At 43.2% G+C, this 24,814-nt stretch carries 18 protein-coding genes and 1 riboswitch; of the genes, 4 read left to right on the top strand and 14 right to left on the bottom strand.

Going from position 1 to position 24,814, the window contains the following annotated elements; translation table 11 throughout:
• Positions 1-63: 63 nt before the first annotated feature.
• Genes T355_RS0106290 through T355_RS0106280 form a run of 3 tightly spaced genes read left to right on the top strand, consistent with a single transcriptional unit; the run spans position 64 to position 6,189 of the window.
• Entirely contained in the window at positions 64-1,119 is a 1,056-nt protein-coding gene (locus T355_RS0106290; protein ID WP_051555424.1) for a chemotaxis protein CheB, read from the top strand.
• 12 nt (positions 1,120-1,131) lie between these two features.
• Positions 1,132-3,666, top strand: coding sequence for an amino acid permease (locus T355_RS0106285; protein ID WP_027397017.1), 2,535 nt, complete (start codon positions 1,132-1,134; stop codon positions 3,664-3,666).
• Positions 3,667-3,690: 24 nt separating this feature from the next.
• Complete coding sequence (locus tag T355_RS0106280) at positions 3,691-6,189, top strand: ATP-binding protein (protein ID WP_027397016.1); 2,499 nt, start codon at positions 3,691-3,693, stop codon at positions 6,187-6,189.
• 65 nt (positions 6,190-6,254) lie between these two features.
• Here T355_RS0106280 and T355_RS0106275 read toward each other — a convergent pair whose 3' ends face one another.
• Positions 6,255-9,236: an ATP-binding protein gene (locus T355_RS0106275; RefSeq protein ID WP_027397015.1), complete on the bottom strand. Its 2,982-nt coding sequence runs from the start codon at positions 9,234-9,236 to the stop codon at positions 6,255-6,257.
• Positions 9,237-9,451: 215 nt separating this feature from the next.
• Entirely contained in the window at positions 9,452-10,639 is a 1,188-nt protein-coding gene (gene metK / locus T355_RS0106270; RefSeq protein ID WP_027397014.1) for a methionine adenosyltransferase, read from the bottom strand.
• Between the two features lie 117 nt (positions 10,640-10,756).
• A riboswitch (SAM riboswitch) is annotated at positions 10,757-10,868 on the bottom strand.
• Between the two features lie 151 nt (positions 10,869-11,019).
• On the opposite strand from metK, the gene T355_RS0106265 reads away from it, so the two are divergent.
• On the top strand, positions 11,020-11,508 hold the full coding sequence (locus tag T355_RS0106265) for a hypothetical protein (RefSeq protein WP_027397013.1): 489 nt from the start codon (positions 11,020-11,022) through the stop codon (positions 11,506-11,508).
• A 134-nt stretch (positions 11,509-11,642) separates the two neighbouring features.
• On the opposite strand, the gene T355_RS0106260 is transcribed toward T355_RS0106265, so the two are convergent.
• The 12 genes from T355_RS0106260 to T355_RS0106205 all read right to left on the bottom strand — a co-directional run bounded on the left by T355_RS0106260 (position 11,643) and on the right by T355_RS0106205 (position 24,592).
• A complete protein-coding gene (locus T355_RS0106260; RefSeq protein WP_027397012.1) occupies positions 11,643-13,496 on the bottom strand; it encodes a condensation domain-containing protein in 1,854 nt (617 codons plus the stop codon).
• A 23-nt stretch (positions 13,497-13,519) separates the two neighbouring features.
• On the bottom strand, positions 13,520-15,727 hold the full coding sequence (locus T355_RS14705; RefSeq protein WP_051555423.1) for a SpoIIE family protein phosphatase: 2,208 nt from the start codon (positions 15,725-15,727) through the stop codon (positions 13,520-13,522).
• An 81-nt stretch (positions 15,728-15,808) separates the two neighbouring features.
• On the bottom strand, positions 15,809-16,108 hold the full coding sequence (locus tag T355_RS0106250) for an STAS domain-containing protein (protein WP_027397011.1): 300 nt from the start codon (positions 16,106-16,108) through the stop codon (positions 15,809-15,811).
• Between the two features lie 61 nt (positions 16,109-16,169).
• Entirely contained in the window at positions 16,170-16,592 is a 423-nt protein-coding gene (locus T355_RS0106245) for an ATP-binding protein (protein WP_027397010.1), read from the bottom strand.
• Positions 16,593-16,612: 20 nt separating this feature from the next.
• Complete coding sequence (locus T355_RS0106240; protein ID WP_027397009.1) at positions 16,613-17,791, bottom strand: MalY/PatB family protein; 1,179 nt, start codon at positions 17,789-17,791, stop codon at positions 16,613-16,615.
• On the bottom strand, positions 17,788-19,191 hold the full coding sequence (locus T355_RS0106235) for an MATE family efflux transporter (RefSeq protein ID WP_051555422.1): 1,404 nt from the start codon (positions 19,189-19,191) through the stop codon (positions 17,788-17,790). Before T355_RS0106235 ends, T355_RS0106240 begins: the two co-directional genes overlap by 4 nt.
• Before the next feature lie 19 nt (positions 19,192-19,210).
• Entirely contained in the window at positions 19,211-20,059 is an 849-nt protein-coding gene (locus T355_RS0106230; RefSeq protein ID WP_027397007.1) for a DUF3737 family protein, read from the bottom strand.
• Between the two features lie 233 nt (positions 20,060-20,292).
• Positions 20,293-20,844 carry a bifunctional pyr operon transcriptional regulator/uracil phosphoribosyltransferase PyrR gene (pyrR, locus tag T355_RS0106225; protein WP_027397006.1) on the bottom strand — a complete coding sequence of 184 codons (552 nt, stop codon included), beginning with the start codon at positions 20,842-20,844 and terminating at the stop codon, positions 20,293-20,295.
• 32 nt (positions 20,845-20,876) lie between these two features.
• Positions 20,877-21,797, bottom strand: coding sequence for an RluA family pseudouridine synthase (locus tag T355_RS0106220; protein WP_027397005.1), 921 nt, complete (start codon positions 21,795-21,797; stop codon positions 20,877-20,879).
• Positions 21,775-22,260 carry a signal peptidase II gene (lspA, locus tag T355_RS0106215; RefSeq protein WP_037329928.1) on the bottom strand — a complete coding sequence of 162 codons (486 nt, stop codon included), beginning with the start codon at positions 22,258-22,260 and terminating at the stop codon, positions 21,775-21,777. The genes T355_RS0106220 and lspA overlap by 23 nt, the downstream gene beginning before the upstream one ends.
• Positions 22,253-22,849 (bottom strand): DivIVA domain-containing protein, encoded by a 597-nt coding sequence (locus tag T355_RS13770; protein ID WP_037329927.1) that lies wholly within the window; start codon positions 22,847-22,849, stop codon positions 22,253-22,255. Before T355_RS13770 ends, lspA begins: the two co-directional genes overlap by 8 nt.
• 135 nt (positions 22,850-22,984) lie before the next feature.
• A complete protein-coding gene (locus T355_RS0106205; protein WP_051555421.1) occupies positions 22,985-24,592 on the bottom strand; it encodes a DUF4127 family protein in 1,608 nt (535 codons plus the stop codon).
• Positions 24,593-24,814: the final 222 nt, after the last annotated feature.

Genomic DNA, 24,814 nt, shown 5'->3' with positions numbered 1-24,814 from the left:
AAGGATTTTCGCCATTGACATTGAAGTATTTGTTTAGAGCAATTTATGTTTAAGGAGAACAATATGGGCAATCTGCGAGTTTTTGTCATCGACAATTCCATAACCTTTCAGAACGCCTTGGTCCAGGAGCTGAATCACCGTCTGCCATCTGGCAGTGTGGTCGATAATGCCGCCAATCCTGAGGAAGCGCAAAAAAAGCTGACAGAATTTAAGCCGACGGATATTGTAATGAATCTGGCATTGGGGGCAATGCTGGTAAATCAAGAAAAGTTTCTTCCTTTGCTGGTAAAGCAATATCCAGGTGTTCCAATTATTGTGTATGGCATATCAAACAACGTGGCAAGCACTGCAAAATACTTAGGTGCGTCTGCATACATCAAAAAGCCGTTGGCCGGGGAGCTTATGCAGCCGTTTTATGAGGGAATAGTGAACGCTCTGCAAAATGGTGATTCGATATCAAGTCCTGATAAACAGCAATCTGAAGTATCTACTTCACCACAGCCTGCCATTCCCGCCACCGGGCATGCTGCTGACATCACAGCCACTAAGGGGACCATTGAGCTTATTGCCATGGGTGCATCAACGGGAGGAACCGAAGCACTTTCAGTCATTCTGCCGGCTTTAAAGCCGCCATTGCCTGGCATAGTTATTGTACAACACATACCGCCTATGTTTTCTCGGCTATTCGCAGAACGGCTTAACAGCACTTGTGCACTAACTATAAAGGAAGCTGCCGACGGTGATGTTGTGCGGCCTGATCATGTTTATATTGCACCAGGCGGAAAGCACATGTCAGTCCATCGTCATGGAAGCAGCTTTATCATTCAATGTAAGATTGGACCTCCTCTGCACACTGTGTGTCCTGCTATAGATATTCTTTTTGACAGCGTAGCTGATGCTGCGGGGAAAAATGCTCTGGGAGTTATTTTAACTGGAATTGGCAAGGATGGTGCAGCGGGTCTGTTAAAGATGCGAAATAACGGAGCTACTACCATTGGTCAAGATGCTACAACATCATCAGTGTACGTCATGCCAAAGGTAGCCTTCGATATTGGTGCTGTACAACAGCAGCTGCCACTTCTCGGCATTGCGGATGCAATACAACAAATTGCCAAATAAAGGAGCCTTATTATGGATAACATGCTTGCATATAAAAATCCTGGTGGCCATGGCAAAAAACGCCTGTCCCCCTTGGCTATATGGGGGCTTTCTCTGGGCTGTGCCGTAGGCTGGGGTGCTTTTATGGTTCCGGCTAATCTGTTTATTCCGACGGCAGGTCCTTTGGGCACTGTCCTATCTATGATATTCTCAACAATATTGTTGCTTATAATTGCCGCCAATATTTGTCGCCTGGCTGACAAGTATAAGGACAACGGCGGTATCATTGCTTATACCAGAAATATTCTTGGCCATGACCATGCTTTTTTAACCGCTTGGATTTTGATTATCGCCTATTTATCTATCATGTGGGCAAATGCTACAGCGTCTGTCCTTTTGATTCGCTTTCTCTTTGGTGATGTATTGGCCTGGGGCTATTTGTATACCATAGCCGGATTTGACATTAATCTTGGTGAAATTCTTTTTACATGGGGAATATTTTGTATATATGGTACATTTTCATGCTATGGTGGCCCGCTTCGCAAGCACCTAAACACCTTTTTTGCCATACTGTTCTTTGGAACCGTTGTCATGCTGTTTTTCGCCCTATACACAAACACACCTTCAGGGGTACTCTACCCTCACTTCCAATTTAAGTCTTCACCATTTATGCAGGTATTTAGCATGATGATGTTGGCCCCTTGGATGTTTTTTGGCTTTGAGGCCATTACCCATACCGATGAGCATACTGGCTTTTCTAACAGAAAATTGCTGTTCATCATGATAGCGGCAGTCTTAGCGGGGGGAATTATATATGTAGCATTGGCTGCCATGGCTGTTATGGCCATTCCACCGGAATTCTCCTACTGGACCACATATATTGCTCAAAAGAACACCTTGGAAGGCATAAAGGCCCTGCCGGTTTTTAACAGTGTATACTCCACCTTTGGCCAGGAGGGACTTATTATACTTGTTCTTTCAATTATATCTGCCATATCCACAAGTTTATTGGGGTTGTTCCGTATTACAGGAATGATTCTCCAATACATGAGCCAATATCAGATTTTGCCCCAGTGGTTCAGTCAGACAAATGAGGATGGTACTCCACGCAACTCCATTATATTTGTTATGCTGGTATCACTCCTAATTCCGTTCCTTGGGCGTGTGTCTGTTGTCTGGCTCTGTGATGTCATCACAGTAGTTGGCTCACTGGCGTATGGTTATGCCTCCCTTTGTTCCTATATCGTTGCAAAAAAGGAACATGATACATCCGGTAAATGGCTTGGCGGTATCGGTGTCATCATTTCTGTATTATTCTTTTTCTTCCCGATAATACCTGGTATGCTTTTGGCCGGCTCCCTTGATACAGAATCATATCTTATGCTGTCCTGCTGGAGCCTCCTTGGCTTTATTATGTTCTGGTACGTTTTTAAGAACGATACGCAGCATCGTTTTGGTCAAAGCACATCCATGTGTATTATCCTTCTTTTCCTTAATTTCTTCTCCTCAAGTATATGGATACGCCAAAGCGTTGAGGAACGGATTAAGGAATTGCGGCTGGATGCAAATGCCTTCTCCTACTCGGATTTTGCAAACGAATGCTTCGTGCAGATGGCCATGATCATGCTGATACTTCTGCTTATGGCTGACATTTTCATAACACTTAAACGCCGTGAACAGAAGCTTAACAAAATCAGTCAAAATCAAAATAATATCAATCAGAGTAAAAATATCTTTATCTCCAACCTGTCCCACGATATCCGCATACCTATGGAAACGGCCCAGTCTTCATTACATCTGGCCTTGGAAACCTGCACCATTTGCAGTGTCTGCAATGAAGATGATTGTCCACGTCGTATTCCTGACAGGTTGATGAATGGTTTAAGTAAAATTGATAACCACAGCCAACGGCTTCTTTCACTTATCGATAATATGCTAGATAAGAATAATTTTGTCGATGCCACCAACAGAAGGGTCACTGGCCCTGATATAAGCTTTAGCGGTATTGAAATGAACAAATTCCAGCCTATCTTTAATACAGTGGACCTTATGGGTCTGTTAAACAACCTCAAGGATCTGTTTGCGCTGCAAATGCAGGATAGCGGAATCTTCTTTGATGCCTACCCTATGTCTATTACCCACCCTATCGTTCTTAGTGATGAACAACGACTGGAACGTATGTTGATAAATTTGCTCAACAATGCAAACGAATATACAAAACCTGGTGGCGGTGTTGTGCTTACCCTACTTGAAACAGGCACTAGCACTGTACAATTTGGTGATAACGAGTTGCTTTGTGGTAATTATGAATTCCATGTTCAGGATAGCAATAGCCATATACCGCCGGTTTTACAGCAAAGTCTGACTGAGGAATACAGGGCTGATGTAATAGATACCGGTGGACTGTACATTGTTCAGGGTATCGTTCGTCTCATGCAGGGCTCCATTGATATTGTTACCACACCGGAACACAAGGGAAAAGAGATTATCATTAAGCTAAATCTTCCTATTGATACTGAAGAAAATTTTGTAATTGCTATGGGGCAACCCCAAAAGAGCACCTGTTAGCATCTTTCAAAAGGAGACATGTTTATGAATACGCCAAAGGAAACCAATAAAGTGAGCCTGTTGGCAGCCCTGAACATGTGGGGACTGTCCTTCGGCTGTGCCGTAGGCTGGGGAGCCTTTATGATGCCAGGCAATCTGTTTTTGCCACATGCAGGCCCCGTTGGCAGCATCGTAGCCATTGTCCTTGGGGGACTGGCTATGCTTATTATCACAGCAAATTTCTGTGCCTTGGCACGGCGTTATGGGGATGATGGAGGTTTTTTCGCCTATGCAAGGCGACTAATGGGATATGACCACGCCTTTTTGGTGGCTTGGGCAATTATAATCACCTATCTGGCCATTCTATGGGCCAATTCCACAGCCGTTGTCCTATTCATTCGTTATGTACTGGGGGATGTGCTGCAATGGGGCTATCTTTATCGGGTAGCCGGCTTTGAAGTATATTGTGGTGAAATAATTGCCACATGGGCGATAATTATTATCTTCGGTTTATTCTCCGCCTATGGTGGAAAGGTAAAACGGTTGTCCAATACTTTGATGGCTCTGCTGCTCATTGGTGGCATGACAGTTCTGTTTTGTGGAGTTTTGTCCATGAATCAACAGTCTGGCAGCTTCCTTCCTGCCTTTGCTCCCGTTTTTGGCGTAACCCCATTTTGGCAAATTATCAGTATATTTATGGTTACCCCATGGATGTTCTTTGGCTATGAATCTATTTCCCATGGCAACGATGTACTGGCTTTCTCACCGCGTTATTGGTTTCCTGTACTTATAGCGTCAATTTTCACCACTATTCTGGCTTATTGTATGCCAATAGTAATCACCGTCGTAGGTATTCCACCAGAATACTCCGGATGGAATCACTATATAAACGCCCTTGGCTCACTGGACGGACTAAAAGCCCTGCCAACATTTTATAGTGTTAATCACCTATTAGGCAGCAGTGGAACAGCTATATTGGGAGCGACTATTTTGGCTGGCATTACCACCAGTATTATCGGCCTTTATCGTGGTTCCTCCTCGCTTCTGCAAATCATGGCCCAGGATAACCTCCTGCCGAAGGCCATAGCTGAATCCGCTGATGATGGTACACCACGAAAAGCTATTTTTATGATTATGGGCATATCATTATTTATTCCTTTGTTAGGTCGTACTGCCATAGTGTGGTTAGTGGATGCAATTACTATAAGCGGTGCTATTGCTTATGCATATATGTCCCTATGCCGTTACCGTGATGCAAAAGAGCACCATGATGATATGGGTATAATTATGGGATTTTTCGGTTTTGTCATTTCCATTTTCTTCTTCTTTTTCCCAGTTCTCCCTGACTTGATGCCGGGCAGTTCCCTTAACACTGAATCATATCTGCTGCTGTCTGTATGGAGCGTTGTTGGGCTTATCTACTATTGGTATATTTTCCGATATGATAAGGAGGAACGCTTTGGTAAATCCTTCTCCATGTGTACTGTTTTGCTTTTTTTAAATTTCTTTACCATGAGCCTTTGGCTACGTCAGGTAATCGTGACCAATATTCCTTTGATTCAACAGGAGGGCTATGCGGCCTTCCATGAAGCATGGAATCTCAGCAACATTATTCAAATTTTCCTAATTATTCTGGTTCTCATATTTATGGCTGATATATTTACTACCATGCATCGCCGTGAATATGCACTTAATTTGAAGGTTCGTGATGAGCAGGTTACCAGTCTGGCCCGTAACGCCTTCCTAACCAACATAACACACGATATTGGCCTTATGATACAATCCATCATGAGCTATGTAAAAATGTGCAAAAACGTCGGTCAGGAGTACAAAGCTATTCATGGCAAGTGTCCTGAGGACAGCTTGAACAGTCTCTGGCAGGCATTACGCCACATTGATTCCGTAAGCCATTATTTCATCCACCTGACACGGGAAATGGAGCTGATTGACCGAATAAAAACCGATTCACCCACAATAAATCCTGTGGCCATTGATTTGCGTTTCAAGCTACAGCAGATCAAGGATATTTTCAGCATTCAAATGGAAGATAAGGGAGTAAATTTCCAGATATATACCTCACAGGTGGAAAACTATTATGTGTACTGTGATAATAACCGGCTTCAGCGAATGCTTCTAAACCTTATAAGCCTGGCCTATGACTTCACCCCAGCTGGCGGTAACATACTGGTAAGCCTCACCCAAAGCGGTCTTGCCTACCGAAAAACAGAACAAAATGGTGACTGCAACTATTCCATGGCATGTGCTGATTATGAGTTACATATCCAGCATACTGGTGCTTCCATTACGAAAGAATTTATAGATGATGCGTATACCAACTATAGGAAGCTGGAGCTAATGAATATTGATAAGCCGGAACAAAACATTGCTATTACAAAGCACTTGGTACAGCTTATAAACGGCACCATTGAAATTGAATCAGACCAAGAAAAGGGAACGGATATAACTATCCGATTCACCCTTAATTTGGCTAAACAATCTGCTGTCACAGACGTTTATGATGAAGCTGCACTGATGTACCAGTAAAATAAAATTCTTCATAAAAAAATGGGCCTTTCATGGAGTTTACACTCCTAAAAGACCCATCTTTTTTATTTAAGTATGTCACAAAGAGTAGAAAGGGTTTTTTCCACATCGATAGGTTTTGCCAAATGTGCATTCATGCCCACCGAAAAGGCCTTTTCCTGATCTTCCTTAAAGGCATTGGCCGTAAGGGCAACTATCGGAATATTGGCCTTGGCCTCATCATCCAGCTGTCGGATTTTCTCTGTTGCACCATAGCCATCAAGATTTGGCATCTGTATATCCATCAGAATGAGATCATAATACCCGGCCTCATGCTTTACAATCATATCAAAACACTTTACACCATCCTCGGCCCGTTCAACCTCAAAGCCGGCATCCTCCAATACAAAAATGGCAATTTCAGCATTAAGATCATTATCCTCAGCCAAGAGAAGACGCTTGCCTGTAAAATCAACACTGCCATTCTCACCAGCATCAGTCGTATCAATGGACGGCATAACGCCAATTTTATGTGATGTACAGATAACGATTTCTGTACCCTCTCCTAGCTTACTGTGCACGTCAATTGTTCCCTTCATCTTATCAACCAGGGTTTTAACAATCGCCATACCCAGGCCAGTACCAGTAATACCACTTTGGGTACTGTTACGGTCACGGGAGAATTGCTCAAAGATTTCATGGATAAACTTTTCGGACATACCAATGCCGGTATCCCGTACGATAATCTTTAAAGTACACTCTTCCTCTGTATTGCCGGCCAGCTCCTTGACCTCAACAAAAACACTGCCACCATCCGGTGTGTATTTCACCGCATTACTGATAATGTTAATAACAACCTCTGACATGTGGGTGCTATCAACATACAAATATTGATGCTTTATATCAATGGAGCTTTCCAGACGCAGATGTTTCCCGTCTAATTCCCCCTCAAACATGGCGAGACAGGAGTTAAACAATTCAACTATATCCGTCATTTCCTCAGTGATAAGCATATCCTTGTTTTCGATGCGGGCCATTTCCAATACGTTGTTTAGGATATCCAGAAGCTGGTGACTGGCTGATTTAATCTTTTGCCGATATTCATTATTTTTTTCCACATTTTCCGAATCCCGTTCAGCCAACTCTGTAAAACCGATAATGGCGTTGAGAGGCGTACGGATATCGTGACTCATATTAAACAGGAAGGTGGATTTGGCATTATTGGCGGCTTCCGCTGCCTCCACACTTTCTTCCAGCTTTGTCTGCTGCTCCTGAAGTAAATCATTTAACACCTGCATCTCAAGGAGATGGGTCTCTGTATCAGCTGCAAACTGCTCCAATCGATTCTGTCGCTCCTGCAGCTCTGTATTGAGCAGAGAAATCTCCTCCACCTTATCTGACAGTTCCCGACGATGCATTTCCGATTCATCCAGGTGTTCACGATTTTTCTTATTCTCACGGGCGATAAAATACACGATTATAACAAAGAATAATATGATTCCTCCCACAGGAAGCCAGATATTCTTTTTAAAGAAGCCCAAAGCTGTAACTTCCTGATTTGGCATATAGTGATAAGCATGATTCAAGGAAAAATTCTTATCCATAAGGCTCAGGCCATGGTTGATAATGCGGATAATATCTGCATTCTCATTAAGTCCGGCAAAGCCAATGGCCACACCATCAGCCAACTGAGCCAGATTTAAATCCTCACAGCTCTCCTTGCTGCGCATCAGATATTCTGCTCGCAGGCCACTGACGATTACCACATCTGCATGACCCATTCTAATAGCACTTATACATTCATCAATATCGTCGCAGAACACTACTTCATTATCTGGATAGAATAACCGTCTAAACGGGTCCATGATAGAATTGTGCCGGGAAACGGCAATTCTGGCACGGCTCATATCCGGATATTCTCCATTATATAGTATATAAAAGCTGGATTTTACCACTGATTCACTTGGTATTAGGTTGTATTGCTCCATAATCCAGGAGTTTGACACTCCAGGGAATACCACATCCACCTCATGGTTTAGCAATCCCGCAACCATAGCCTGAGAATTTGCGTAGGCCTTGTATTCCAGCTTAATATCGCTATAGCCCAATACTTTAAAAATTTCAGGTACTATATCCGTTACCAGCCCAATGGTATTACCATCCTCATCCTGGTCGCCGTATGGCAGACAATCATCCAAATAACCAATGGTAAAGGTGTCATGATTGGCCAGCCATCCTCGCTCATGGGGTAGCAATGAACTATTCAACACAAAATCCCTGGACCATATCTGGGTAAGGTCATAACGGAAATGTGGGTCTTCCTGCTTTAAAAGCTGCTGGGCACTATTAACATCATCCAAAAGGTCCAAACGTTGCTTATTAACCGCCAAATAATAATCACTAGCTCCTATATCCGCAAATACCTCTAAATCGTTACTAGAAAAAACGGTATCGGCGGCCATAGATATAATATCGATTTCACCAGCCAGCACAGCGGCAGCAGCAGTCTCAACATCATTAAATTCTACCAGTCGGGCAACAATATTATTGGATTGCAGGTATCGTTCAATGACTTCCACCTGAGCTCCTTTAATTACACCAATACGCGTACCATTGATTGTTGCAGGATTAGCATTAACCGCATAATTGGTAGACCGCTTAAAAAGATAGTATTCCGTTGACCCCATTGGCGATTTTGGATATCTGACCTTAGCCGCTTCCTCAGGAGTATATGATACCCCCGCCAATAAATCAATGCTTCCATTCTCAAGCCTTTCACGCAAGGCTTCATAGGAATCATATACATATTCATAGCGCCAATCATTATATAGCTTTATTCGTTGCAGGTAGTCATAGGCATACCCACCCTTTGGTACGTCATCTGATGTCCCACTTTGAAATGACGGTTTTTCATAATACCCTACACGAACTATCTTTTCATTATTGGCATCCACTGTTGTAAGGGGCATAAATTTAAACATCCCCATAAAACAGGCCAATATGGTAATAAGGCAAAACAAATTTTTAAGATTAATATGCTTAAAATACATTCTATGCTTATGACGCATTTTACTGCCCCCCTGCATATTGTAAAAAAACCATATAGAAACTTATTTTTACCTATTCTCCATAGCTACCTACAATTCCTTCATTTTTTACAGAATTCGATTATTATTTACTGCTTTCACCCGATATGCTATACGAAATTGGCTAATTTGCAGATAAAAAAATGAGGCACAATTTCTTGTGCCTCACCTAACTAGCTAATCAGTATTTAAATATATCAGATACCAGCCTGGGCCTTCAGTGCATCAGCCTTGTCGGTGTGCTCCCAAGGAAGATCCACATCAGTGCGGCCGAAGTGACCATAGGCTGCAGTCTGGGCATAGATTGGACGACGGAGGTCCAGCATCTTGATAATTCCAGCAGGACGCAAATCGAAGTTCTTCTGAACCAGCTCCTCCAAAGTACGGTCGTCCACTTTGCCAGTGCCAAAGGTGTCAACCATAATGGATACAGGCTTGGCTACGCCGATGGCATAAGCCAGCTGAACCTCGGCTCTGTCAGCCAGACCAGCTGCAACGATATTCTTTGCCACATAGCGGGCTGCATAGGCACCAGAACGGTCAACCTTTGTTGGATCCTTACCAGAGAATGCGCCACCGCCATGACGGGCCATTCCGCCATAGGTGTCAACGATAATCTTACGGCCAGTAAGACCGCAGTCCCCCTGAGGACCGCCAATAACGAACTTGCCGGTTGGGTTAATGAAATACTTGGTATCGTCGCTGAGAAGCTCAGCTGGAATAACTGGCTTTACAACGTGCTCAATAAGATCCTTGCGAATCTGCTCCAGACTAACCTTTTCATCATGCTGGGTAGAAATAACTATGGTATCAATAGCAACTGGCTTGCCATTCTCATAAGCAACAGTAACCTGGGTCTTGCCATCCGGACGAAGATATGGCAGAGTACCGTTCTTGCGAACCTCAGTCAAACGACGGGACAGACGATGTGCCAAAGCAATAGGGGTTGGCATAAACTCAGGGGTCTCATTGCAAGCATAGCCGAACATCATACCCTGATCGCCGGCACCAGTTGCTTCCTCCTCACTCATATCTCCCTCACGGGCCTCCAGAGCCTTGTCTACGCCCTGAGCAATATCAGGAGACTGCTCATCAAGGGAAATGAGAATACCACAGGTATCGGCATCAAAACCAAACTTTGCACGGGTATAGCCAATATTACGGATAGTCTCACGAACAATCTTGGAAATATCTACATAGCAGCTGGTGGAAATCTCACCGGCAATATGAGCCTGACCAGTGGTTACCATGGTCTCACAGGCCACACGGCCCATTGGATCCTGCTCAAGAATAGCATCAAGAATGCTGTCGGAAATCTGGTCTGCAATTTTATCAGGATGGCCCTCAGTAACAGACTCAGAAGTAAACAATAAACGCTTAGCCATTTAAACGCCTCCTTAAAAATAAAGAATTCATTTCCTGAAATATGAAAACACCTTATTGTATGTGCAAAAGAAATTACAAAATAAAAAAACCCTCTTCAAAGAGAGAGCTTATAAAATCTCTCATCTTAAGGCCAACAGCCTCCAGGAATTAGCACCGTTTTGATATTCAAGCATATCAATGGTTGCCGCAGCTTCACAGGGCCAGTCCCTCCACTGCTCTTGATGAGTTCATATTCAGTTTACTTGACTATAATATTCTATCCCTATAAAAAAGTCAAGGCATTTTAACATTATCGGCCCACAATTGTTAATAGCTGTATTATTTCATTAATTTTTGATATAATATAATAATTAAATGAATAACTCAAAGGAGTCGTGCAATGGAAATTGTAAACGCTTTTGCAATATTTTGGATTTTGTTCAACGGGTATACACTATATAAAGTTCTTATAAGCTCCAGTGATGAGGAACGGGATGATATTCACAATGAGCTGGTAGATATGTGCCGTACTATGACGCCCTCCACAGTGGGTAAGACCATGGTTGCTCTTTTTCTGGCAGTTATGGTATTGGATATCATCGGCTTTTATCTTACTTATACATACGCCTATACAATTGAGGAGAACTTTTATACCAGAATTCTTCTGTTCTTGGCTTTTGTGCTTGTCTTCTTCATCGATCAGATTGTATCCTTCAGACAGACCATGAAGATTGCAGCGGCACTCAGAATACCAAATATAAGAGACGATGTTTTAAAGAGATTCATGCGCATGACCGAGAGGGATATGGATTTCATTAATACCATTTCCGCCGTGGCCAAATTCGTGGCTGCCTTCCAGCTGGTACTGTATACCATCCTTACAAAATAACAATACTTAATCTTATTGCAAAAAATAGGCTGTGATAGCCAGATGACTAACTCATCTTACTATCACAGCCTTTTATTTTTTTGTAATTACTCATCCCATATCTGTTATTGGCAGCTTTCCCTATACATGATTATTTATGATTGTATCCACAATCTTTGATACTTTTCCAGCTGTCTCATAACATGATAAATAATATTCTTGGCCAAAAGCGGGGACTTCTTAAGGGTAGACATCAAATTCACCAAAGGCACAACCAGAATTGTAGCCTGCTCAGTAATAACCTCTGCTGAAATCTTCACCTTATGCTTTGGCAGCATTACGTTTTCATTTATCCAGCTGTTTTCCTTTAGTATATCCAAAGTATTATACCAGCCATCACCACATTCTATACTACGGGCCACTTTTCCTGACAATACAAATACCAGCTGGTTTTCAACCTCATGCTCAGATATGCGGTCCCCCTCAAATTTGGTATATAGCTTTGCCCCAAGAATAAACAGCTGAATAATTCCCTGTTCGCATTCCTGGAATAGGGCAATTCTGGACAGGGCATCCTGTATAATGGACCGGGAGTCCTCCTGAGATTCATCCAGCTCCTGAAATTTAGCTTCCCAGCGCGTCTTCAGCCGTTCCATGAAGTATTCAACGGGCTCATTCCAATCCGTCAGCATCTGCTGCAATACCAGCAGATAGTGCTTTAGCAAAATAGCGATATCATTTTGCAGATAAGCCTCTCCATTGTAATCAACGGAAATTATCACCTGATTCCCTTCATTGCGGAAGGAAACATCCAAAATAACATCCCGCACATCCCAGTGCTTCTGGCTGACAATGGTACCATCCCCGGTTCCCTTCACCTTGGAATATGGCTTAGGCTCCGCCAGAAAATCATAGAAATTCAGAAAATGATCAAAGGGCTCACTATGCTTGCCCAGCAGATTAATAATATCCTCCCGTCCCAAGGAAGCATAGGGCTGGGAAACTACAAACTGCTTAAATGCATTATTTACCATTGTCTTTACAGTAGGATTATCCTCTGCTTTAAGCAAAAAGGGTACCAGACTTTGTGCCCCTGGAATGCTTTTCTTCTTTTGAGGCACCAAAAGACAATAGCTCACATTGTTGACGGAATTGCTTTGTTGCAGCAATAAGCCCCAGGCTGTCTGCAGCATGGACATCAACAATAATTTATTTGACTCTGCTTTACTTCGCAAATCTGACAATATATCACGAGGAACATAGACCAAATACGCTTCCTCACTGTACTTCCCCTTTGCTGGCTGCGGATTCAAATGGGGAATTTTAGGCATGGGCGGTAAATCACTGAGCATCTTTTCCCAGTAGTTTTTTACCGGTGAAGTCATTACTCCATTGCCTCCCACCACGGCATCCACAATTTTGGATATATCCTCTGGCTGAGGCAGCTTTAATGCTGCCCTAAAAATCCTGTGAAAATCCAACTTAAGGGCCACTGCCTCCACAGTGGTAACGATTACGGCATATTCATCTTCTCCTGTGTTAAAAACGGAAAAGCGCACCAGCTGTCCATTGGTCAGATCAAAGCCAAGACGTTTATCAGCCGCAATATGTCTTTGCAGCTCCACATCCAGCTCATCATCGCTCAAATTCTTCAGGTTGTGATAAACGATTTCAAGAGGAGGATTACGCTTTCTCTTGACCACCGCCATCATCATGCCATTAACCAGGACATAGTTGGTCCTCAATATTTCTTCCTGTGCAAAAGCCCTATCCACTGCCACATTGAAATGTAAAGGCAACAGCTGACCGCTAATTTTATAGATTATTTGCAGTACAGAGCCTATAGGAGCTGCCCCTCCTTTTGTGCTGAAAAGTCCCTTTTCCTCAGCCGACAGCTCCCGTAGATATTCAATATTGTGCGCCAAAACATTTTCCTGCTGATTGTACAACTCAGCTAAAGAAGTCTTGTATTCCGTGGGTAGACTAGGAAATAACATTTTTTCTGCCATAATAGCCCCATCCCCCTATGAATTTATGCTTTTTCCGGTCCGTTATAGACAAGAGCCAGCATAGTAATATCATCAGACTGTTCCGCATCGCCAACATAATCGTTGAGTACCTGCTCCAATTCCAAAAGTAGATTCTGGGCACTATTTTCGCTTGCTTTTGTTTTATTAAGCGTATCCAGTAATCTTTCTTCACCGAAAAGCTCCTTGGAATCATTAAGGGCTTCCGTAACACCATCAGTATACAGCACCAGCCGGTCTCCCTTCTGGAGAGTCAGCTCCTGTCCCTTATACTTGATATGGTCCATACCACCCATAACGAAATTCCGCTCTAAAGGCAGGTAATCAAATCTTTTTTCACTAGCTTTATATAATGCCGGTGGATTATGGCCAGCATTAATGTAGTTAAACTGTCCAGTAGTAAGGTTCAATATGCCCATGAATGCAGTTACGAACATCATGGCATCATTGTTCTGGCAAAGCTGATCGTTGGTTCTGGCCATCACATCAGCCAAGCTCTTTACACTGTCCATGGAAAGAACAGAGTTTTTCAGCATTGTCTTGGCAATAACCATAAACAAAGCTGCGGGAACTCCCTTGCCGGAAACATCTGCAATGGTAACCAGCAAATGCTCATCATCCACCAGATAGAAATCGTAGAAGTCTCCCCCCACCTCCTTGGCCGCCTGCATGGTAGCATAAATATCAAATTCCTTACGCTCAGGTGCAAATGGGAATATATGGGGCAGCATGCTCTCCTGGATATTGGTGGCTACTGCCAGCTCAGTGGCAATATGCTCCTTTTCCATGGTAACCTTGGTAAGATGTGACATATAATTTTGCAGCTTATCTGTCATGTTATTGAAGGCATTTGCCAAGGTTTCCAGCTCATCACCGGTAGGTATGGAAATCTTCTTTTCCAGATTACCAGAGGCAATTTCCCTTACTCCACCAGTAAGCTCCTTAATTGGAGCAACGAATTTGTCAGTGAGCCAAGAGGTCAAATTAAACAGTAGCACCAGTGCAGACCATATACTGATTATAGCCACCAGCACAAACTTCACCACCTGGTCAGTCATCAGATCCTTAAATCCACCCACCTGGTCAACAATATGCTGACGGGCAGTCTGCACAGGGGTCATAACCTCGTTTATGGCTATAATGGTACCAAAGCTCCACTTTATCTTTTGCATAGGAGCATAGGCAAGAAAATATTCCTGTCCCTCCAGCTCCACAATCTGCCAGCCACTTTCTCCGGCTATCATTTTTCCCACCGCATCAGCCAGACTCTCATTGCTGTCCTTGCGCAAATCCTTGCCATCAACATCATTCATGAGCCCCTCATGATTGGTGGAAAGCATTATCTTTCCCTTGTCACTTAACACAAAGCTGATACCAGACTTACCCATAAGGGAACTATCAATAATATCAGAAATAGATTTTACTGAGCAGGCAATGGCCACTACCCCTGCAAAGCCATCATTGTCCTCGTAGGGTGCTGAGCAGGTGAAGCTGGGATAGCCGTCAGCCCCCACATATATGTCATTAAAAGTTATGGAGCCACGTGCTTGTGTATTCTTATACCAGCCACGTTCCGTAGGCTCGTAGGTATTCAGAAATTCCTCCGTCATATTGATATATTCCTTGCCCGGTGCATTATCCGATGCAATGATATATCCGTTTTTAGAGCCTACAAATATGGAAGACTCAAATTGATTATATTGTCTGGCCATTGGCTCAATATAGGAAGCCACATTGGACATTATGCCTATTTCCTGCTGTAATGACGGAGAAACACCTGAGGCCTGCAAGCTGCCACCTTGATGGATATAGACCTCCCCTGGCCTTATCTTCTGAAATCTTGGATCAGGCAGGGTGCGTCTTGCATAATATTCAGGATGTTTAATTACATTTTCAACGCCATAGGCCAAATAATCTGTATCATTAGTTATACCCCAAATCTCTGTTTCAATGGCAAGGGCGCGGGTTTTGGCCACATCCGTGAGCCGCCCGGTTATTTGCTGACTGGTTACGTCTTCTATATAGCCTGCGGAAGTACCACTAAGCTGATCACTTTGAGTCATAAAAACACTGTTCATGGTATAGAGCCCATAAACCACCAAAAGCCCCATAACCACCAATATTGTCATACTGCCCAAAAGTATAAGACGAAATACCCTATTTCGTATACTGCCCTTTTTTAAGAACCATAAAGAGTATATCTTCTCATTCATATAAAATCACCTTTAGTGTTTTTCATAAAACACCGCATCTCAAACGGTAGCTTTAAACACACACATAATATACTTGATAAGTTAGTCTACAATATCCAGGAAATTTGAAAATCCTGTCATCTCCAAAACATCCATTACATCTTCGTTAACATGGAAAATTTTCATGGTACCCTGCTTGTTCATACGTTTCTGGGCCACCAATAATACACGAAGGCCTGCTGATGCCACAAAATCAAGATCGGCAAAATCAAAAATCAATTCCTCAACACCATTAAGATCGCTTTGAATAACCTTGTCCAAATCTCCAGCGGACACGGCATCCAGACGGCCCTCCAGTGAAATTTTTAATTTATTGCCAGTTAATTCCTTTTTGATTTCCATAAAACTATTTTCTCCTTTCGACTATACCAGCACTATTCCTGTCTACATTGTTGTACTACTGTTAAATTACTTTAACAATTGTAAGAATATTTTGCCCATCCTCATGCTGATATGATATATCGTCAACATTATTTTTTACCAAAAATATTCCCAACCCGCCAACGGGTCTTTCGTTAGCCCCTGCCGTTATATCAGGATCCGGCTGCTTCAGCGGATTGTAAGGTACTCCATGATCCATAAATCTCAATCTGAATTTAGCAGCATCGTCTTCAAGACAGCCCTCAATGGTAACCTTTCCAGCATCATCACCATAGGCATAGTTGGCTATATTGGTGAAAATCTCCTCCACCACAACCTCCAGCTGCATTCTGACCTTAGGGGAGCACTCCTTTTCCTTTAAAAATTCCTCCACAAAATCATTAACTTTACTTAAATTTTCCAGTGTCGCCTCAATAACAAGTTTATTGTTATCCTGTGAGTCCATAAAATCCCCTCCGCAATAAATTATTCACCAAATTTGGATTTTATATATGACTTTATGCTATTTTTCAGTCTTTCCAAACCATCCATCAATACTGACCTAGGACAGGCAATATTCATCCGCAAAAATTGTCTGCCCGCAGCACCATATTCTGCCCCCTCGGACAAATACAAACCGCTCTCCTTACGTATGAACTCCATCAGCTCCACAGAATCTTCACAAAAACTGGAGCAATCAAGCCATAAAAGGTAAGTAGCATCCGAAGGAACCATATATACATCAGGAATATTCTTCTCCATATACTCCTGACATACCTTCTTGTTTTCATAGATATATTCCCGAAGCTGATCAAGCCATTCCGCCCCATGATTAAAGGCAGCTATAGTGGCCTCAACGGCTATAATATTAGGTTCAGCCACCTCGTCAGTATTCAGGCGCCGCCACATCTTATGACGCAAGTGATCATTTGGTACCATAACCGCCGCTGAGTTTACACCTGCAATATTAAAGGTCTTGGTTGGAGCCATGCAGGTTACACTGATATCCCGACAGGTATCGGATACGGAGGCGAATGGTATGTATTCCTTTCCCGGATCCGTGAGATCACAATGAATTTCGTCTGCGATTACTGTGACGTTATATTTGGCACAAAGCTCTCCTACCTTAAACAGTTCATAGCTGCTCCACAAATGGCCTGAAGGATTTTGAGGATTACAAAGAATCATCAGGCTGACCTGGGGATCAGATAAATCCTCCTCCAGTCGTTCAAAGTCCATGGAATAGTTTTTTCCGTTGTATTTAAGAGGACTTTCTACCACAAAGCGCCCATTATTCACAATAGAGTTAAAGAAGTTATTATAAACAGGTGTCTGAATCAGCACCTTTTCCGCTGGACTGGTGAGCTTTCTCACCGCCGACGAAATTGCAGGCAATACCCCTGTTGTAAATACCAGCCATTCTGATTGAATCCGGAAATTATGGCGCTCTCTCCACCATGTAATATAGGCCTCATTCCAAGCCTCTGGAATTATGGAATATCCCAAGGCACCCACCTGCAGCTTTTCCTGAATTGCCTCCATAATTGGAGCTGCCACAGGAAAATCCATATCTGCCACCCACATTGGCAGCTCATTTTCCCCCACATCCCACTTTAGAGAATTAGTGTTACGCCGATTAATTACCTTGTCAAAATCGTACTTCACTCCATTGACCCCCTATTTTCCCATTTTTGTTTATAGATTCTAACCAGGAAAAGTAACCCTCTAAAACATATTTCAAGACACATAGCGGTCCATGCGCCATGCAGTCCGTAAATACCAACCAAATATAATGCGATAGGGATGCGAACACCCCATACGCTTACCAGATTCATAACACTGGAAAACAGGGTATCCCTTACTCCACGCAAGGCACCTGCTCCCACTATAGATACAGCAAAAAGTGGCTCAGCCAACAGCTGGATACGCAATACCTCAGTCCCCAAGTCCTGAACATTTTTAACAGGTGTCAAAAAAGCAAATACCTCCGGAGCCAATACGTACATAATAACAGCCAAGGCCCCCATGGTAAACATGCCAGTTCCCAAGGAAAACCAGGCAAAGCCCTTTGCGAAATCCTTTTTTCGGGCACCTATACTTTGCCCCACCAATGTGGTTGCTGCAATTGCTATACCGTAGCCAGGCATATAGCAAAAGGACTCCGCCGTTATGGCAAAGGAGTTGGCAGCAATGGCCACAGTGCCCAAAGGAGCCACAATAATCATCATGGCAATCATAGCTCCCGTAAGGACTCCCTGTTCAAGAGCTATAGGACAGCTAATTTTCAAAGCATCCCCCAAACACTCCCGGGTAAGCTTCCATTTCATACCATCCTTCTGACGGGTATATTTTCTCCTGAGCATTGCCAGATATAACAAAATACAAGCTGTTACTCCCTCAGCGGTAACTGTACCTAAAGCAGCCCCCTTAACACCAAGGCCAAAGCCGGGCCACCACACATCTATCCCCAATATGGCAACATAACCGGAGGAAAAAATAAACAGGGCATTAAAGCCTATGTCCAGCACACACATTATGCTGTTAAAGAAGCTGGCTGATTTCATGCTTCCGGAGCTTTGCAGCATAGCAGTAGACAAAATACGCAGCATTACAATTGGCATACCAAACATATACACCTTAAAGTAATCGTATGCCCCCACATAAATTTCAGGAGTAGCACCCAGCCATCCTGGCAGATACGGACTTATATATACACCTATTACGGATATAAGCACAGCAAAAGCCGTGACACATATCAGCCCCTGTCTAAAGGTGTCACGGGAATAAAGTAGCTTCTTGGCTCCAATAAACTGGGCCACCTGAACGGAAAAGCCCTGAACAGCTGCCATTCCTATACCATATAAAAACCACAATACAGGTGCCACCAAGCCTATGGAGGCAGAGGCTGCTGCCCCAAGACTTCCCACCATGGCAGCATCTATGTATTCCATAACAATATATGTTGTTTGAGCCAGCATTGCTGGAATACTTAGGCTCCATACGCACTTTAGCATTTGCCGCCAATGCAGTTCTTTTTCATTATGGATTACACTTATGATATTCATTCAAACATTCCTTGGTATATTATTTATTATCTGTAAAAACCAGTTCAGTGGCATTCTTGTCAATGGCAGGATCATCAAAGATAAGCTCCTCCACACCTACAGCCTTAATTCGACCGGAAATTGGATTCTTGATGCTGACCACCTTGGTGGTAATCTCTGCATCAATATCAGAAACGTATTCAAAGGCCAAATCCGTATTAAGTAACCGGCAATTTTTCAGGGTAACATTCTTCATATAGCATAACCCCTGATTACTTTCTATAGTGCAATTAACAAAGGTTACATTCTCAGAATTCCAGCCAATATACTCACCGCAAATATAACTGTCATACACGGTTACATTTCGGCAATTCCAAAAGGCATCCTTGGAAATCATCTTGGCATTGTGTACCTCAACATTTTCACAGCCATCAAAGGAATAATTCCCCGCCAGATTAAAGCCATCAATCTTTATGTTTTTGCTGTCCATGGCAAAATAGTTGCCCTTGGCAGAAACATTATTCATTTCAATATTATTGCAATGCCACAGGGTTTCGTCAGCATTTAAGAAATTCACATGATTTAGCTTAATGCCATCACAGCGTCTAAAGCCCTTTGGAGCCTCAAAGAGCACATCCTCAAAGGAAACATTGTCAGTATACCATATACCGGCCCGGCCCATTTCAAATACAGCACTATTTTTTACAGTAACGTCCTTACTATACCACAGAGGGTACTTCCATTGAAAGCTGGATTTTTCAATATGAATGTTCCGGCTCTCCTTTAATGGTGACTCTCCATCAGCGAAAATACAGTTCTTTATCTCCAAATCCTTACCCATGAACAATGCTCTCTCACCGGTAAGTCTCTGCTCATTAATTTCTTTCATCTTTTTTCCTCCATTTACATATATGAATCCCTTTTAAGAATTCATTTCAATTCCGAGTAAAACACTCTGAATTATCTAATCAAATCAAAATGAAAATAACATGAAAATCCCACTTATCGATTTTCTACATCCGGTATCAAAAATCCTTTATTTTATCCAATTAAAAAGCCGTCCATGGATATGTATCCAAAATTCTGAACACATATACCATTCGGACGGCTAAATCTACTATTTTATTCCTTTTCCTGACGGAGTACCACCTGATCGGTGTCGTCTATTTCCGCTACCTTTACGTTCACAGATTCCTTTGAAGATGTTGGAACATTTTTGCCTACATAATCTGCTCTTATAGGCAGCTCACGATGGCCACGATCAATAAGAACGGCCAGCTGAATTGACTTTGGACGCCCCATATCAATTATGGCATTCAGGGCAGAACGAATGGTGCGGCCAGTGTACAACACATCATCCACCAATACAATAATTTTGTTGTCGATATCCACCGGCATGGTGGTCGGCCTAACAATAGGCTGATAGGACAGAATAGACAAATCATCCCGATAAAGGGTAATATCCAATACGCCTACAGGCGGACGCTTGCCCTCAATATTCTTAATGGCATCTGCTACCCGTTCAGCCAAGGGCACACCACGGGAACGAATACCAACCAACACAATATCATCTACGCCCTTATTTTTTTCAAGAATTTCATGGGCTATGCGAACTAAGGCACGATGCATGGCCTGCTCATCCAGAAGAACTGTCTTATCAATAAAAGTTGTCATCCTATTCATCCCCTCATTATTTATTTAATATCTTAATGATTACGCAACTTTTTTAATATCTTCTCCATGTCCTCAGGCAATGGGGAAGTAAAGGTCATACGTTCACCAGTGGTAGGGTGGGTCAGCTCCAGGCTAATGGAATGAAGGGCCTGCCCCTGAATTGAAAAATTACCTTTCACCTTGCCATGTCTGGTGGCACCATATTTAGGATCTCCCACTACAGGATGACCAATATGAGTCATGTGAACCCTTATCTGATGGGTTCGCCCTGTTTCCAGACGACATTCGATAAAGGTACAGTCCCCAAAACGCTCCAGCACTTTAAAATGAGTGGTGGCAGGCTTGCCGTTTTCCTGTACAATAGCCATCTTTTTGCGGTCAGTGGGATGACGGCCAATATCTCCGCGGATAATCCCCGCTTCCTCCTTGATATTTCCCCAAACAATGGCATTATACACACGATGGGCAGTCTTCTCCTGAATCTGCTCTGCCAGGCTTATATGGGCCTTATCATTTTTGGCAGCCACCATAACACCAGAGGTATCCTTATCCAGACGATGTACAATCCCCGGACGGATTTCCCCATTTATTCCCGAAAGATCCTTGCAATGATACATAAGGGCATTTACTAGGGTCCCAGAATTTATCCCCGCAGCAGGATGAACCACCATGCCCCGTGCCTTGTTGATTACAATAATATCATTATCCTCATAAAGAATATCCAAAGGGATATCCTCTGGCAGAATCTCAACTGCTTCTGCCTCAGGAACTGACAGCTCCACCTCATCATCCAAATGCAGGCGATAATTCCCCTTTCTGACTTTGCCGTTTACAGCAGCACAGCCATCTGCCGCCAGCTTCTGAATATGGGAACGGGAAAAATTCGGCTGCATTTTGGTGAGAAACACATCCAGGCGTTCATTATCGGTATCAGCCTTGAAGGTCAGTGTCATTCTCGTTCCTCCTGGAGAAAATATCCATAACTATAAGGGCAGCCCCCACACATATTGCAATGTCTGCTATGTTGAACACAGGCCACACCCTAAAATCGAAAAAGTCTACCACTAAGCCGCTTTGCAATCTGTCATAAAGATTTCCCACGGCGCCACCTGCCAACAGGCTGACACCATATTTCATCATCATGGATTCCCTGGCCAGCTGCTTGCGGAAATAGAAAACCACAGCACAGAGAACTACTGCCACTATAATAAACATCATTCGCTGGTTGGCAAACATACCAAAGGCTGCTCCCGGATTAAGGACATAAGTGATGTAAAAATAGTCCTTAATAACCGGAATAGACTGTCCTAATTCCATGTAAGCAGTAACGTAGCTCTTAACCAGCTGATCTATAATAAAAACAATTAATCCTAGTCCTACAGGTACCAACCTTGCCTCCAAAAACTTCTTACTCATTTTCCTCTGAAGCAACCTCGTCAGCTGCTTCCAACTCCTGAACATCCTCTGGCTTTGTGCCAATCTCGATGTTTACTTCCTTCAATACATCAGACTCCTGCTTATCTGGGAACTGCTGCTCCGCATCCTCGAGAAGTGACAGCTCGGTCTTCAAGGTATTGCGCATTTTTGCAATAAACTGACGCTTTTCGCTTACGATACGCTCGTATTCTGTAACGGCCTCACGCACCTTCTGGGCTGCATCCTCCAGACGACGCTTCGCCTCAATTTCAGCAGCACGAATAATGTTATCACTGGCCTGCTTTGCCGCTGCCCGGATTTCCTCGGAACGGGTATTGGCAGTATTGGTAACCTCATCAGCAGTGCGCTGAGCCACCAAAAGAGTATCCTGAAGGTTCTTTTCCAGCTGATGATACTGGGTAAGAGCCTTTTCATTCAGCTCGATTTCCTTTTTCAGCTGGCTGTTTTCACGGAACAGCTTCTCATAGTCGTTAACTACCTGATCGAGAAAATCATCAATTTCATCTATATCGTAGCCACGGAAGCTGCGTTTAAATTCCTGATTATGTATATCTACTGGTGTAAGCATCTTTATCCCCCTAAAAACAATAATTCATAATTAAACCACCGTATATTTTAGCATATTTTTTGACATTAAAATAGGGGCATTAGTCGAAAAATGCCCCTAAATTATTATTAACCTTAACGTATTTAATCTTAGCTTTTAAAAATCAATATCACACTCAAACAAGCGGTTCCATGGATTTGTTATGCGCAGATTTTTGAGGGATAAATTTGCCGGCAAATTAACATTTTGCTGAGCAAATTCCTTCATCCATTCAGTTCCCTGCTGGGAAGCAAAATCACGGGCGCCGTCCAAATTACCTGTACTCTGGCTGTATCCTGGATGTATCCACACAGCAGCCCCCAGCTTTTGGCGGACGTTGGCCTGATAGCACCACTCATCAAGATAGCGGGTCAGCATCAGCTCATCCCGTGCCTGTTTATCCATCCATTTGGTCAGAAGACCTGTACCAATGAGGAATCCAGTGGTATTGGTAGCCGTATTCCAGCCGCCATAGGCCCGCAGCTTGAACTGTAAATCTTCCTTGTGCAGTGCGTTCATTAATGCATTATCCGCACCATTTCCATAAGCAATATCAGCCACTGCCACAGGATACCCCTTATTTACCATATCCTTTACCAGATTAACGAAGTGCATGGTCCCCTTCCGTGGCTTAATAGTATTGCCTGGGCCGTTGGCATCTGGAGTATTGCCATCAGGATTGGTATTTACGGCCATTACCAGCTCAGCCCGCTCCGGGGAAGGCACCTGCATACCGCCGGCAGCCACAATAGTATTGTCCACATCAATTCCAATTTCTTCATTGCAATATTTAGGGATGGTATTGCGGCCCTTACCTATGTTATAGGTGGTATAAATAAATGGAATATCCCTCTTATCATCACAAATAGCACGGCACATCATAACCATCCCCAGCTCGTCTGACCCTGAGGTTATTTGTAGCTTGGTCTTGCCAATATTTTTTCCATGCTCCCGTAAATGACGGGTTTCATAATGGGTCTGGGAATAAAGAGCGGAATCATCACCGCCTAAAAACAGAAAAGTGAAAACATTTTGGCCAGTCAAATCTATAAGTGCCTTATTGGCATTGTAATTTAGTCCGTGGCGATGGTTCCAGTCCTCCATGGCTGCAGGCAAAATATCCTTTGTGAGCTTTTCCAGCTCCTTTTTTTCCTTTTTGGTAGCCTGCCCCATTTCCACCTTATCACGAAGGGCGCTGTAATCACGAAGCATTACAGCATTTTGCTGATAAATAGCCGGCTCCATTCCATTGCCGGAATGGGTGGCAGACAACAGGGTACGCAAAATAGTACCAAATCCGTATATTGGCAAGCCCGGATGTTTTTCGTGGAAAGAACGGAAACGCTCCACCCGTTCATTTATGGTATCCTGAGTTAATTCGTGATTTCTGGAAGCCACAAGACTGCCATAAATCATGGCATCAGTTGATACCACAACAGCCCTTGCTCCAGGGGCATTTTTATTCAGCCACTGCCAAAGGCCATCCGGGTTGCCCGGCTGCTCTCTGGTTCCCAATAAAGTATCCGGTGGAACCACCACATCATACCCCAGCTTTTCTGCCACCTGACGGGTTTCCTTATCCGTTATTGGACGGTTATCCAAAGGCACAAACAGAATTTTACCACTGTCCACAGCAGAAGCAGCTGCTGTCGGTGTAAAGCCCGATACCACTGACAGCACCATCGTTAGTGCCAACAGCATAATAATTTTTAAATTAAGTCTCATAAAAAAATCTCCCGTTAATCAAAATCTGAAGCTTTTCCGTTTAATGCGGAGGCCGTTTCTCCAGGAATGAATTGGTCTTTAACTCAACATACTCCATATCCCTATCACAGCACAATATACTCCCCTTATGATAGACAACATAGCCGCCATCATAAGGAGAGTATTTTTTGTTCATTCAGCTTCCCCACATTATGTAGTTTGTAACATCAATTTCTACTGGTG

Source organism: Anaerovibrio lipolyticus LB2005, assembly GCF_000621545.1.
In the GTDB taxonomy this organism is placed as follows: domain Bacteria; phylum Bacillota; class Negativicutes; order Selenomonadales; family Selenomonadaceae; genus Anaerovibrio; species Anaerovibrio lipolyticus_A.
The sequence above is the reverse complement of the archived record's forward strand: the minus strand, read 5'-3'. Positions and strand labels throughout refer to the sequence as shown.

Coding starts and splice junctions, on each gene's coding strand:
- T355_RS0106290 (WP_051555424.1), top strand. CDS start 64: ATGGGCAATCTGCGAGTTTTTGTCATCGACAATTCCATAACCTTTCAG.
- T355_RS0106285 (WP_027397017.1), top strand. CDS start 1,132: ATGGATAACATGCTTGCATATAAAAATCCTGGTGGCCATGGCAAAAAA.
- T355_RS0106280 (WP_027397016.1), top strand. CDS start 3,691: ATGAATACGCCAAAGGAAACCAATAAAGTGAGCCTGTTGGCAGCCCTG.
- T355_RS0106275 (WP_027397015.1), bottom strand. CDS start 9,236: ATGCGTCATAAGCATAGAATGTATTTTAAGCATATTAATCTTAAAAAT.
- metK (WP_027397014.1), bottom strand. CDS start 10,639: ATGGCTAAGCGTTTATTGTTTACTTCTGAGTCTGTTACTGAGGGCCAT.
- T355_RS0106265 (WP_027397013.1), top strand. CDS start 11,020: ATGGAAATTGTAAACGCTTTTGCAATATTTTGGATTTTGTTCAACGGG.
- T355_RS0106260 (WP_027397012.1), bottom strand. CDS start 13,496: ATGGCAGAAAAAATGTTATTTCCTAGTCTACCCACGGAATACAAGACT.
- T355_RS14705 (WP_051555423.1), bottom strand. CDS start 15,727: ATGAATGAGAAGATATACTCTTTATGGTTCTTAAAAAAGGGCAGTATA.
- T355_RS0106250 (WP_027397011.1), bottom strand. CDS start 16,108: ATGGAAATCAAAAAGGAATTAACTGGCAATAAATTAAAAATTTCACTG.
- T355_RS0106245 (WP_027397010.1), bottom strand. CDS start 16,592: ATGGACTCACAGGATAACAATAAACTTGTTATTGAGGCGACACTGGAA.
- T355_RS0106235 (WP_051555422.1), bottom strand. CDS start 19,191: ATGAATATCATAAGTGTAATCCATAATGAAAAAGAACTGCATTGGCGG.
- T355_RS0106230 (WP_027397007.1), bottom strand. CDS start 20,059: ATGAAAGAAATTAATGAGCAGAGACTTACCGGTGAGAGAGCATTGTTC.
- pyrR (WP_027397006.1), bottom strand. CDS start 20,844: ATGACAACTTTTATTGATAAGACAGTTCTTCTGGATGAGCAGGCCATG.
- T355_RS0106220 (WP_027397005.1), bottom strand. CDS start 21,797: ATGACACTGACCTTCAAGGCTGATACCGATAATGAACGCCTGGATGTG.
- lspA (WP_037329928.1), bottom strand. CDS start 22,260: ATGAGTAAGAAGTTTTTGGAGGCAAGGTTGGTACCTGTAGGACTAGGA.
- T355_RS13770 (WP_037329927.1), bottom strand. CDS start 22,849: ATGCTTACACCAGTAGATATACATAATCAGGAATTTAAACGCAGCTTC.
- T355_RS0106205 (WP_051555421.1), bottom strand. CDS start 24,592: ATGAGACTTAATTTAAAAATTATTATGCTGTTGGCACTAACGATGGTG.